Origin of the sequence: Pseudomonas sp. Root401, from assembly GCF_001425105.1 — a bacterium.
Lineage (GTDB): Bacteria > Pseudomonadota > Gammaproteobacteria > Pseudomonadales > Pseudomonadaceae > Aquipseudomonas > Aquipseudomonas brassicacearum.
Window position 1 is genome coordinate 230437 of record NZ_LMDO01000023.1, and the last position, 13029, is coordinate 243465.

General features: G+C 59.6%; 11 protein-coding genes. 8 read left to right on the top strand and 3 right to left on the bottom strand.

What is annotated here, in order from left to right:
* Positions 1-419 precede the first annotated feature (419 nt).
* From ASC85_RS18105 to ASC85_RS18140, 8 genes are all read left to right on the top strand, one after another.
* Positions 420-2645 carry a type VI secretion system Vgr family protein gene (locus ASC85_RS18105; RefSeq protein ID WP_057450759.1) on the top strand — a complete coding sequence of 742 codons (2226 nt, stop codon included), beginning with the start codon at positions 420-422 and terminating at the stop codon, positions 2643-2645.
* A gap of 16 nt (positions 2646-2661) precedes the next feature.
* On the top strand, positions 2662-3120 hold the full coding sequence (locus ASC85_RS18110; protein ID WP_057450760.1) for a DUF6484 domain-containing protein: 459 nt from the start codon (positions 2662-2664) through the stop codon (positions 3118-3120).
* Positions 3121-3135: 15 nt separating this feature from the next.
* Positions 3136-4248 carry a DUF2169 family type VI secretion system accessory protein gene (locus tag ASC85_RS18115; protein WP_057450761.1) on the top strand — a complete coding sequence of 371 codons (1113 nt, stop codon included), beginning with the start codon at positions 3136-3138 and terminating at the stop codon, positions 4246-4248.
* Positions 4245-5285 (top strand): hypothetical protein, encoded by a 1041-nt coding sequence (locus ASC85_RS18120; protein WP_156395655.1) that lies wholly within the window; start codon positions 4245-4247, stop codon positions 5283-5285. Before ASC85_RS18115 ends, ASC85_RS18120 begins: the two co-directional genes overlap by 4 nt.
* Complete coding sequence (locus tag ASC85_RS18125; protein WP_057450763.1) at positions 5285-6373, top strand: PAAR-like domain-containing protein; 1089 nt, start codon at positions 5285-5287, stop codon at positions 6371-6373. Before ASC85_RS18120 ends, ASC85_RS18125 begins: the two co-directional genes overlap by 1 nt.
* 9 nt (positions 6374-6382) lie before the next feature.
* Positions 6383-7291 carry a hypothetical protein gene (locus ASC85_RS18130; protein ID WP_057450764.1) on the top strand — a complete coding sequence of 303 codons (909 nt, stop codon included), beginning with the start codon at positions 6383-6385 and terminating at the stop codon, positions 7289-7291.
* Positions 7292-7361: 70 nt separating this feature from the next.
* Positions 7362-8624: a TIGR02270 family protein gene (locus ASC85_RS18135; RefSeq protein ID WP_430458894.1), complete on the top strand. Its 1263-nt coding sequence runs from the start codon at positions 7362-7364 to the stop codon at positions 8622-8624.
* 58 nt (positions 8625-8682) lie between these two features.
* Complete coding sequence (locus ASC85_RS18140; RefSeq protein WP_057450766.1) at positions 8683-9462, top strand: SDR family NAD(P)-dependent oxidoreductase; 780 nt, start codon at positions 8683-8685, stop codon at positions 9460-9462.
* 66 nt (positions 9463-9528) lie between these two features.
* Here ASC85_RS18140 and ASC85_RS18145 read toward each other — a convergent pair whose 3' ends face one another.
* From ASC85_RS18145 to ASC85_RS18155, 3 genes are all read right to left on the bottom strand, one after another.
* Entirely contained in the window at positions 9529-10785 is a 1257-nt protein-coding gene (locus tag ASC85_RS18145) for an OprD family porin (RefSeq protein WP_057450767.1), read from the bottom strand.
* A 77-nt stretch (positions 10786-10862) separates the two neighbouring features.
* Complete coding sequence (locus ASC85_RS18150; protein ID WP_057450768.1) at positions 10863-12203, bottom strand: MFS transporter; 1341 nt, start codon at positions 12201-12203, stop codon at positions 10863-10865.
* Positions 12204-12258: 55 nt separating this feature from the next.
* Positions 12259-13020 (bottom strand): 1,6-dihydroxycyclohexa-2,4-diene-1-carboxylate dehydrogenase, encoded by a 762-nt coding sequence (locus tag ASC85_RS18155; RefSeq protein ID WP_057450769.1) that lies wholly within the window; start codon positions 13018-13020, stop codon positions 12259-12261.
* Positions 13021-13029 lie beyond the last annotated feature (9 nt).

Genomic DNA, 13029 nt, shown 5'->3' on the forward strand with positions numbered 1-13029 from the left:
TGCGAAGGTGTCCGCAGGCTGACCGCCTCCTGACATTCTTGTCAGAAAATGCTTCAAGGGCCGAGTCCGTCACTCTCACTGAGTTATTCGAATTTGGAATTAAAGTTATAGCTAACGAAACTATGTAAACGACCTTCCGTCACCTATCTTGACGTCAGGTATCGGTCCCATTTTGGGCGATGCTGGAACGTTACCCAACGGGCTCCAGACACACGTTAATCCACTGGATAAGGATCTGCTCGTACGTTCAGTTTGATTGAAGACCGCAAGACCGATAAGGAGATCCCCCTGTGGTGGATGTGCTGCAATTGTTGGACTCGATTCCCCCTGGCATCCCCTATGGCGACGACGATGCGTACGACGCCACCTTCTTTACGACGGCCAACTGACGCCCGAACACGAGCCAAAGGAAGCCGTTCATGGCAATCACGCAAAACAACCGTTTGGTACAGGTCGACAGTCCTCTCGGCGGCGATGTCCTGTTGTTGCAAAGCATGGAAGGCAGCGAAGAGTTGGGGCGGTTGTTCCACTACGAATTGGACCTGACCTCCGAAGACCGGGCGATCACGTTCGACCAGTTGCTGGGCAAGCCGATGGGCCTGACCCTGGAACTGTATGACGGCGGCAAACGCTACTTCCACGGCATTGTCTGCAGTTGCCGGCAACTGACCGGCCACGGTCAGTTCGCCGGTTACCGCGTCAGCTTGCGCCCCTGGTTCTGGCTGCTCACGCGCACCTCCGATTGCAGGATTTTCCAGAACAAGACCGTGCCGGACATCATCAAGCAGGTGTTCCGCGACCTCGGTTTCTCCGATTTCGAGGACAGCCTGAGCGGCAGCTACCGCGAGTGGGAATATTGCGTGCAGTACCGCGAAACCAGCTTCGACTTCGTCAGTCGGTTGATGGAGCAGGAAGGCATCTATTACTACTTTCGCCATGAAGAGGCGCGTCATGTATTGGTGTTGGCCGACGCCTATGGCGCCCACTCCACGGCGCCAGACTACGCCTCGGTGCCCTTCTATCCACCTGATCGGCAAATGCGCGAGCGCGATCACTTCTACGACTGGCAACTGGCGCGGGAAGTCCAACCCGGCTCGCTGGCCCTGAACGACTATGATTTCCTGCGCCCGCGCGCCAGTCTTGAGGTGCGCTCCAGCGTGCCGCGCAACCACACCAACGCCGACTACCCGCTCTACGACTACCCGGGTGAATACGTCCAGAGCAACGATGGCGATCACTACGCCCGTACCCGCATCGAAGCCATTCACAGCCAGTTCGAGCGCGTGCAATTACGCGGCCGCGCCCGCGGCATCGGTTGCGGTCATGTGTTCACGCTGACGGGGTACGACCGTGCCGACCAGAACCGTGAATACCTGGTGGTGGCCGCCCGTTATCAGATCCGTCAGGATGCCTATGAAAGCGGCCAGTCGGACGTCGCCGAACAGTTCGTCAGCGAACTGGACTGCATGGATGCCAACCAGGCCTTCCGCCCTCTGCCCCTCACACCCATGCCCATTGTTCGCGGGCCGCAGACTGCCGTGGTGGTCGGCCCCAGTGGCGAGGAGATCTGGACCGACCAATATGGCCGGGTCAAAGTGCATTTCCACTGGGATCGCCATGACCAGTCCAACGAAAACAGCTCCTGCTGGATTCGCGTGTCCCAGGCCTGGGCCGGCAAGAACTGGGGATCCGTGCAGCTCCCGCGAATCGGTCAGGAAGTGATCGTCAGTTTCCTCGAGGGCGATCCGGATCGGCCGATTATCACCGGCCGCGTTTACAACGCTGAACAGACCGTGCCCTACGGATTGCCGGCCAATGCCACCCAGAGCGGGGTGAAAAGCCGTTCAAGCAAGGGCGGTTCACCGGCCAACTTCAATGAAATCCGCATGGAGGACAAGAAAGGCTCGGAGCAACTGTTTATCCACGCCGAGAAGAACCAGGACATCGAGGTCGAGAACGACGAAACCCACTGGGTCGGCCATGATCGGCGCAAGACCATCGACAACGACGAGACCGTGCACGTCAAACACGACCGCACCGAAACCGTCGATAACAACGAAACCATCACCATTGGTGTGGATCGCAAGGAAAAGGTCGGCAATAACGAAACCATCTCCATCGGTGTGAACCGTACCGAGGATGTCGGCAGCAACGAGAAAATCACCATCGGCGCCAATCGCACCGAGAACGTGGGCAGCAACGAGACCATCACCATCGGTGCCGACCGCACGGAAAAAGTCGGGGCCAACGAGAAAATCAGCATCGCCAGCAACCGCACCGAAGACGTGGGCGGCAACGAAACGATCAGCATCACCGGCAACCGTAACGAAACGGTCCAGGGCAACGAAGGGATCGAGATCAACGGCAACCAGAGCACCCAGATCGGCCAGAACGAATCCCGCGACGTCACCCAGAACCGCACCACCAACATCAATCAGAACGACAGCCTGGACGTCGGCAAGCACTTCTCCCTCACCGCCGGCGACTCGATCAGCCTGACCACGGGCGCGGCCAGCATCACCATGAAGAAGGACGGCACCATCGTGATCAGCGGCAAGAACATCACCATCGACGGCTCCGGCGCCATCAATATCAAGGCGAACAAGAACGTTGTCGTCAAAGGCCAGAAAATCCTGCAGAACTAGCCACGGAGTGGGCGCCATGACCGTTGAATATCATTTAGCCGTTTCCTCCACCGACACGCCCGCGCGCGTGGATGGCGTTGTGATTGGGGTGCTGCTGGATGTGCCCAGTGCAGATGCCCCTGTGGTGGCCTTCCCTGGCTGCCTCGGCGAAACCGGCCTCGCCGCGCGCACCACCACCCCACTCGCCCGTGAAGACATCGGCGCCCAGGTCGCGCTGATGTTCGAGGCCGGTGACCTGACCCGGCCGCTGGTGATCGGTCGCATCCAGCGTCTGCCGCAAACCACAACGCCAGCCGTCGCCCACCTGGACGGCGAGCGCCTGGAGTTCACCGCGGAGCGGGAAATCGTCCTGCGCTGCGGCAAGGCCAGCATCACCCTCACCCGCGAGGGCAAGATACTGATTCGAGGGACCTATCTTTCGAGCCGATCATCCGGCGTGAACCGCATCAAGGGTGGTTCGGTGCAGATCAACTAGACAGGTAGTCGGCCTATGGAACTGCTCAACGCCAGCAAACTGCTTGCTGCCTACACCCAGGGCCTGGAGCCCGATGGCCGCGAATCCCTGGTGATCGTGGCCAAAGGCACGTTCAATTTGCCGCTGGACGGCCGTGCGGCAACCCTCGCCGACACCCAGCAACCGCTGCTGATGGCCGATACCTTCCTCGGCGAGCCGGGGCTCAGCGCTCCGCTGCAGGAAATGGACTTCGCCCCGGTCAAGCCATTCTGCGACGTGCTGGTACGCGGCAAGGCCTATGCCCCAGGCGGGCGGCCCGTGACGCAGTTGGCAGCGGGCATTCGCATCGGTCAGATGAGCAAAGCCTTTTCCGTCCTCGGCCCCCGACAATGGCAGCCGGGGCTGTTGGGGGTTTCTCCCGGTTTACCGCAACCCTTTACCGAGCAGGACATCTCCTATGCCCAGGCCTTTGGAGGTTCCCATCCCATGGCCAAGAATCCGGATATGCGACATTGCTACCCGGACAATCCCAGCGGTTGCGGTTGGTTCCCAGGCAGCATCGACAGTGCTGAAGTCGCTTACAAGCCAATGCCGAATACGGAGGAACTGGGCAAGCCGATCGGCAGTCCCTCTGGCGACTTCCGCCCGATGGCCCTCGGCCCCATCGGCCGCAGCTGGCCGCAGCGCGCTCGCTTCGCCGGTACTTACGACGATGCCTGGCTGGCCAACTGCTTTCCGTTTCTGCCGCAGGATTTCGACAGCCGCTACTTTCAGGCTGCCCCTGATGATCAGCAGATCCCTTACCTGCGTGGCGGCGAGGATGTGCTGCTGCTCAACCTCACGCCCCAGGAGCGCGCGGGTTTTCGCATCCCCGAAATGGACGTGCCGGTGACCTTCTTCCTGAAAAAAGGTGGTCATGAGACTGTGCAGGCGGTGATCGATACCCTGCTGATCGACACAGACGCGCTCCAGGTGCAAATGACCTGGCGTGTCTCCCGTCCTCTACGGCGCAATTTGTTCGAGATCGCCCAGGTGCTGGTCGGCACAATGTCCACGGGCTGGTGGCGCGCCCGTGAATTGGGCAAGGATTACTACCCTTCGCTCTCCTCCCTGGTAAGAGCCCAGCAGGCGCCGGAGGAGACGGACTGATGACCGCGCTTTGTATCATCGGCTCTGGCATGGTCAGCGCTGTCGGCCTCAGTGCACCCGCGAGCTGCGCGGCGATCCGCTGCGCCATCGACAATTTCCAGGAAACTCGCTTCATCGACCAAGGTGGCGAATGGCTGATGGCCGCCAGCGTACCTCTGGAACAGCCCTGGCGCGGCCGCACCAAGCTGATCAAGATGGCCGCTCGCGCCGTCGCCGAGGCGCTGCAAAGTACCCCCAACGTCGATCCGCAAAAGACTCCGCTGCTGCTGGGGGTAGCGGAAGCCGAGCGCCCCGGTCGCCTCGATGGTCTCGATAAGGGGCTGCTGCACGCCATCGAAGCCGAACTGGGCTTGCGCTTTCATCCCAGTTCCAACGTCATCGCCCGTGGACGGGTCAGCGCTGCCGTGGCCCTGCTTAATGCGCGTACGCTGATCTACCAGGGCGGCCATCGCCACGTACTGATTGCCGGCGTCGACTCCTTCTTGAACGGACCGACACTGGCCGCTTTCGAAGCACGCGAACGCCTGCTCACCAGCCAGAATTCCAACGGATTTATCCCCGGCGAAGGCGCCGCCGCCGTGGTCCTGGCCGCCCCCGTAGCCAGCGAAGAGCCGCAATTGGCCTGCATCGGCCTGGGGTTCGGCGTGGAGAAGGCCACGGTGGAGGCCGAAGGCATTCCCCTGCGCGCCGAAGGCCTGACTCAAGCTGTACGGACGGCCCTCAGTGAAGCCGGCTGTGGGTTGGAGCAAATGGATTATCGGCTCACCGACATCTCCGGCGAGCAGTACTACTTCAAGGAAGCCTCCTTGGCCCTCAGCCGGACCCTGCGCGTGCGCAAGGAATTCTTCCATCTCTGGCACCCGGCGGACTGCATCGGTGAAGTCGGCGCCGCCATCGGCCCGGCCATGCTCGCCGTGGCGTTGGCCGCCAGTCGCAAGGGCTACGGCGAAGGCCCGAATATCTTCTGCCACCTCGGCAACGACGCCGGCGAACGCGCCGTCGCACTGCTCGTTTACCAGACTGTGAGGGCTGCGTAATGGCCAACCAAGTCTTTGCCAACAATATGGAGATTTCCTGCAAGGCGGCGGATGGCAAGTCGATCGCCTGCTTCCCGGATGTCTGCTTCACCCCGCCCCAGGCCCCGCCCACCCCGCTCGGCGTGCCTATTCCCTATCCCAATACCGGTATGGCGAAGGACACGGCCAAGGGAAGTCGGACGGTGAAGATCACCCGTAAAGAAGTCATGCTTAAAGACAGAAGTCACTTTAAGACCAGCTATGGCGATGAGGCCGGCTGCGCGCCGAAGAAGGGCGTGATTACCGGTAAGATCAAGGGCAAGGTGTACTTCACCTCTTGGTCGATGGATGTGAAGTTCGAAGGCCTGAACGTTGTGCGGAACATGGATCTGACCACACATAACCATGCATCACTCCCCGGAAACACACCGACCTGGCCCTATTTGGACGAAGCGGCCTTCGCCGACGATAGTGATCATGCCTGTGCCCCTCTGGCTAAAAAACTCAAGACCCACTGCGAAAAGCACGTTAAACGGACCAAGAAAGGCCAGGTAAAAAGGAAGTCATCAAAGGACGCCATGTGTGCCGATCGTAAATGTAAGGCCGCGATGAAGTGTTCTCTATCACCCTATTCCCCCTCGAATTGCTGCGATGGGAAAACCCCCCATCATGTAATACCTAAGCACTGCATCCAGAAGCCTAATCAAGGAAACTCTTCCAACCCTGATGTGTATACCGGCTGCGAGGGCTATAACTCCAAATTAGCCCCGTGTGTATGCGTGTCTGGACATGACAAGAGCACCGGGCAGCACAAAAAAGTGCACGACATATTCGACAAGGCCGAGGATAAAAACCTCGTTAACGGCAAGGCTGGGACCTGGACTTATGAGGCCGCAGCAAATAGCGGAGCAACGGCGGTCAGCCAAGTATTACGATGCAACCCGAAATGTACACGGTCCCAGTTGGATGCTTATCACCAGCAGCCCAATAGATCGGCGGTTCCTCCGAAAAGCCCCAACATCAGCAATACCACCAATCTACGTGCTGACAGCAGCGGAAACAGGACCCCGGAAAACTTCTCAACAGTTGCCAGCGGCACATTTGGATAAGGAGCAACCATGACATCATCCAGGCATTATTTCATTGATGGATTCACTCCCACCAAGGGACTCCTGGGCGTAGTAGCCTTTCCATATGCACTCAAAGGCGAGGACACGGAGTACACCACGTTCTATACGACCCTCGACGGACAGTGGGCGCAGCAAAAATTCGACTTTGACAGCCGCTCAATCACCTATTTGATACAGGGCGAATATCGAGCATGGTGGATACTCGGAAAGCGCGGAGAAGTGGTTGAGATCAAACAGGGAACCCCCTCCTTTGAGTTGATCGCTGACGCAGGGACCGGCGGCGAAAAATTAGGTTACATGAACAAAATTACCGTTATCGACGGGGAACTACATGCCTGTGGCTATAGCCGGCAGGTGTACCGTCGAAGTAATGGGATATGGGCACATATGGACCAGGGGCTGCTCTATATAGGCACAGAAGATGGCATAAGCCTGGAATCCATGGCGGGCCATTCCAAAAGTGACATTCATGCCGTTGGTAATGCCGGTGAGATATGGTTTTTTGATGGCTCACTCTGGAGGCAATGCGATAGTCCAACGAACGTCGATCTGAATGAAGTGGCGACGTTCGAACAGGACCAGTACATCGCATGTGGCGATGATGGGGTGGTATTAGTCGGATCGAAAGATTGTTGGAAAGTCATCCAGAATGATGAAGTCGAAGGTGACCTATGGGGGGCTGTTTCCTTTCAAGATGTACTTTATGTTGCCGGATTCGAAGGGATAGGCGTCATAGATAACAATCAGGTGAAAAAACTCGCCATCCCCGGCGTGAAAAAAATGGATGGTTATCGCCTTCGGACATGTGGCAATTATCTATGGTCCATTGGTAACGATCAGATAATGCGATTTGACGGGACTCACTGGGCAGAAATCATTTGCCCTGACAATATATGAAACCAGTTTGCGCATGCGAGGGTGAAATTATCGCCCCTACTCAGGGATGGTCCCTCGGAGTTATTCTGAATTGAACACCGAACTTTCGTTCCTAGTAGACCAACACGCCGAAGAAGCCAGCTTCCTCGCCGTCCTGCGCGACTATGCCCTGCGCGCACCGCACTACGATCTAGACCACTTGAGCAAACTCGACGACCGCCTCGACGCCCACCTTGACGGCCTTCGAATCGCCGGAGCCACCGGCCTGGAAACCCTCCTGATCCAACTCAGCCCACACGCCATCGGCGAGATGTTCGCCAGTGTGGTGCTGGCCTTCGAGACGGCCGATGCGAAAGTGCTGTCGCGGCTCAGCGAGCATTTGCGCAGTGCCTTGGAAACGGAACGCGGTTACCTGATGGCTTTGGGTTGGCTTGACTGGGAACGGGTATCGCCCTGGATCGAACGTATGCTCGCCTCCCCCGAGCCCCTGTTCCGTCGCCTCGGCCTCGCGGCCTGCGGCATGCATCGCCACGACCCAGGCCCCGCCCTGCTGGCCGTATTTTCCGATGCCGACCCAAGCGTGCTGGCACGTGCCGCCCGCACGGCGGGCGAGCTGCGCCGGCGTGAGCTGCTGCCGGCGATTCGCCCCCATCGCCTGCATGAGAATGCGGCCACGCGCTTCTGGGCCAACTGGGCCACCGCACAGATGGGCGACGAGCAAGCCCTGGAGCCATTGCGACAATTCGCCGAACAACCGGGCGAGTTCCAGTACCGCGCGCTCTGCGTATTGCTGGCCTGGCAGGAACGCGAGCCCAGCATCGCCTGGATACGCCAGTGGGTACAGGATCCCAGGGATCGGCGCATCGGCATCCAGGCCCTTGGGCTGCTGGGCGATCCGGTCTGCGTACCGTGGTTGATCGAGCAGATGAGCGACCTGCCCTATGCCCGCGTCGCCGGTGAAGCCTTCAGCCTGATCACCGGCGCGGACCTGGCGCTGCTCGACCTGGAGTTGCAGGCCCTGCCGGATTTCGATGCGGGCCCGAACGACAACCCTGATGACCCCAATGTCGCGATGGACCCCGATGAAAACCTGCCCTGGCCCGACCCGCAGGCAATCGAAAGATGGTGGCAAGCCAATGGCGGACACTTCCCGGCAGGTACTCGTTATATGCTGGGATTGGCTCATAGCGAACACAGCTTTCAGCAAGCCCTTATCCACGGCCAGCAACGCCAGCGCATCGCCGCCGCCTGCGGCATCGCCCGCTATCGGCCAGCCGAAGTGCTTTTCCCCACGAGCGCACCGGCCTTGCGGCAAAAGCGGTTGTTGGGGATGACGGCGGTATTCGGGCGTTGATCAGGATGTTTATATAGCGCGCCGGCACCTTGCAATCACTTACCCCTCTGGAGGCACCATGCCAAACGCAGTTGGACAGAACCCTGTGGCACTCATCAGTGGGGTTGGAAGCGAGATCGGAATCGGCATGGCGATCGCCCGCAGGCTTGGCGCGGCGGGAGCCAGACTGATCATCACCGCCAGCAGTGCACGCATCAATGATCGAGTAGCAGAACTGCGCGCCGAAGGGTTCGAAGTCGAAGGCCGGGCCCTCGATCTTACCGATGAAAGCCAGGTTCGTGAGTTCATGGCGTGGGCAGAGTCCCTCTGGGGGCAGATCGATATCCTGGTCAACAACGCGGGCATGGCCATGCAAGGCAGCCCGGAGTCTTTTTCCGACTTGGCAAGCATGGATCTGCACACCTGGAACCTGACGCTGGGGCGAAACCTGACCACGGCCTTTCTGCTTACACGGGCTGTTCTGCCCGGCATGCGGGCGCGTCGTTACGGGCGCATCGTCAACATCAGTTCCACTACCGGCACCCGCTGCAGCAACCCCGGTGAAGCGGCTTACAGCGCCGCGAAGGCCGCGATGGTCGGAATGAGCATGAGCCTGGCGCTGGAAGTCGCCCAGCAAGGGATCACCGTAAACAGCGTCGCTCCCGGCTGGATCACCACAGGATCGACCACTACAGAGGAAGCCAAAGCGGCCGAATACACGCCGATGGGCCGCGCCGGACGTCCCGAAGAGGTCGCTGCACTGGTGGCTTTCCTTGCCTCTTCAGAGGCGAGCTACCTCACGGGCGAAGTCATTGTGGTGGATGGTGGGAACTGCCTGGTCGAGAACAAGGCTCCTTGATCTGAACAGGCTTCCCAGGCATTCGCCATGGCACCGGCCAGGGTGGCGTCTGATGCACCGAGCAGATCAGAGCAGCTTCCAGGTGTAACTGAGGATCAACCGGTTCTCGTCGATGTCGCTGCGGTAGTTGGAACGCGCCATGACGTTGCGCACGCGTACCCCCAGGCCGCTTAAAAAACCGTTCTGGAACGCGTAGCCGATATCCAGATCGCGCTCGCGATCCTTGCCCTCAAAACCCGCGCCGGTGTTCACGTTGTCACCCGTGATGTAGCGCACCGTCGTCGTGAGGCCAGGCACCCCCATTGCAGCAAAGTCATAGTCGTAACGAGCCTGCCAGGAGCGCTCATCGGTATAGGCGAACTCATAAGTTGGCACCTCGTTACCCAGAGGCGTGACGTTGGCGAAAACCCTTGGGAACGCACTGTCGCCATACATCGCCTGGTAACCGACATAAAAGGTGTGGCCACCACGTTTTGCAGACAGCAACGAAAAGAACGCCTGGTTATCGATTTTTCCCAGCATTTCACTGCCGTCCTCGCTGGCATCGTAATAGCCGAGATTGGCGCCCAGAACCCAGTCGCCCATGGGCTGGCTGTGCTTGAAACCAATGAAGTCCTGGGCATAGATGTCTTTCAGCTGGCCGTGCCAGAGGCTGACGCTGGTGCGATTGCTGTTGAAGCTGTAGTCGCCGCCGAGGTAGTTGAAAGCATCGCTGTCAGCCTGGCGTTGAGGCACATGGCCTAGCATGGCGATCATTTTTTCGTCGCCGGCTTCGTTGCGCAGGCTGGTCGTCGTCAAGTGACCTGCTTGCACAGTCAGGCCACTGATCTCGCTGGAACTGATGCTCACCCCCTGATAACTCGGGGGCAGCAGACGTATGTCGCTGAAGGCGAGTACCGGAAGATTCGGTTGCAGCTCCCCGACCTTCAGTTCGGTTTTAGAGACTTTCGCTTTGAACGTCAGGCCCAGACGGCTGTAATCGTCAGCCGCACGGCCATCGTCCGTGACCGGCAACAACCCGGTATTGACCCGGTCAGGGCTGCTGTCGAGCTTGAGGCCCAGCGTCCCTAGCGCATCGATGCCGAACCCCACAGGCCCCTGTGTGTAGCCGGACTTGAAGGTCAGGATGAAACCCTGCCCCCACTCCTCGGCCTTGGATTGCCGATTTGCGCCGACGATGTCGGAATAGTCCCGGCTGAAGTAATAGTTGCGAGCTTGCAAGGTGGCGGTGGAACCTTCGAGCAAGCCCTGGTCCGCCGCCGACGCGACGAGTGGCACGCCCAGGAGTGAAAGCCAGAAACGCGGTATGGTCTGCTGATTCATGTTGTGCTCTTATTTATTGTTATTTATCGACAGCTCATGGGCCCGCCGTCATGACGTGCGGGCTATTACGCTCGGTGTCAGGCCTTTACCGAGGGCGCTTCAATCGCGGCAGGCAGGGCGCGACGTTCGTTCAGGGCGAAGGCCGTCATTGCCAGCGCCGCAACAGCGCCTGGAATGGCAAAGGCCATGAAGTTCAGTTGCAGGGGCAATTCGATCCCCATCAGTGCGCCGCCCAAGAGCGGACCGACGATTGCGCCGTTGCGACCGATTCCGGAGGCCCACCCCAGGCCCGTGGAGCGAATGTTCAAGCCATAAAGCTGTGCGGCACCGGCGTACAACAGGATTTGCGTGCCGATAGTGGTAGCGCCGGCGATGAAGATGAGTAGGTACAGCACCGGCATCGGGCTATTGATACCCAGCAGGCTGATGGAGAGTGCGGCAGCAAGAAAGAACCCGATCATGACCTTCACCAGATTCAGCCGATCCCCAAGCCAACCTCCCAGAATCGCGCCTGCCATGCCGCCAAAATTCAAGGCCAGCAAGAACGTCAGGCTTGAACCCAGGCTGTAGCCGGAGTTGGCCATCAGCTTGGGCAGCCACGAGCTCAATGCGTAGACCATCAGCAGGCAACAGAAAAACGCCACCCAGATCGCCACCGTTCTTACACCGAGGCCATTGCTGAACAGCTCCAGTACTGATGCGCCCTTGCCCTTGGTTTCATTTAGTTGAAGCGTGTCATCGACGCCGATTTCACTCCCTGGCGCCAGGCGCTCGAGCAGCGTGCGGGCCTGCTCGGTGCGGCCCTGGCGGATGAGAAAGCCAATGGACTCCGGGAGGTAGTGAAGAATCAACGGCAAAAGCAACAATGGCAGGGTCGCGACGAAGAACATCGACGACCAACCAAAACGCGGCAGCATGAAGATACCGACACCGGCCGACAGCATGCCGCCGAGGGAATAGCCGCTGAACATCAACGCAACCAAGGTGCTGCGCATTTTTTTCGGCGCGTACTCGTTCATCAGCGCGACCGCGTTGGGCATCAGCCCACCACATCCAAGCCCGGCGATGAAGCGGCACACGCCGAACTCGCCGGGCGTGCTGGCGAAACCATTGATCACCGTCGCCATGCTGAACAGCGCGAAGCAGATGGTGATGCCTTTCTTGCGGCCGATCTTGTCGGCCAGACTGCCGAATGCCAAGGCACCGAACATCATGCCAAACAGTGCATAGCTGCCCAGCGCGCCGGCCTGCAGAGGCGTCAGCCCCCACTCCTTCATGATCGCCGGCAAGACCACGCCGTAGATGAACAGGTCATAGCCGTCAAAGATCAACAGCAAGGCGCATAAGCCCATGACCAGCCAATGGAAGCGCCCGAAACGGGCGTTGTCGATGATCGAATGTACGTCGATGGTCCGCATGGCTTTACTCTCATTATTTTTGTTGTGTGTGAGATCCGTAGGTACTGCCGCAGTGTCAGCCCAGGTCGCCGCCCCCTACCGGCAAGGTCACGCCGGTGATGTAGGAAGCCTCATCCGATGCCAGGAACAGAATGGCGCCGACTTGCTCATCGAGGGTCCCGTAGCGTTTCATCGGGCTGCTGTCGATGGTCTGATCGACGATTTGCTGGTACCAGACCCGCTCCTGCTCGCTTTGCGGCTGGCTGTTGCGAGGAATGCGGCGCGCCGGCGCTTCGGTGCCGCCGGGGGCCGTGGCGTTGACCCGGATGCCGCTGCCGGCGGTTTCCAGTGCCAGACAGGCAGTCAGCGCATTGACGCCGCCTTTGGCCGCGCCGTACGGAACGCGATTGACGCTGCGCGTGGCGATCGATGAAACGTTGACGATCGCGCCGCTACCCTGTTCGAGCATGTAGGGCAATACGCTGTGGCAGCACCACAGCGTCGGGAACAAGGAACGGCGTACTTCGGCTTCGATTTCATGTTCGGCGTAGTGCTCGAACGGTTTGGCCCAGATCGTTCCGCCGACGTTGTTGATCAAGATGTCGACGCGCCCGAAACGCGCCTTGGTCGTAGCCATTACCTGTGCGCACTGCGCGTATTGCTCCAGGTCAGCCGTCAAGGTCAGCGCATGTTCATGCTGCAGTTCGTGGACCAGTTCAGAGCGGTCGACAGCAACCAGCAACGCGCCCTCCTCCAGCAATCGCTCGGCAACACGCCGACCGATGCCCTGGGCCGCGCCGGTGACCAGCACGACCTTTTCGTTGAAACGTGGGTTCATTTCAGTGTC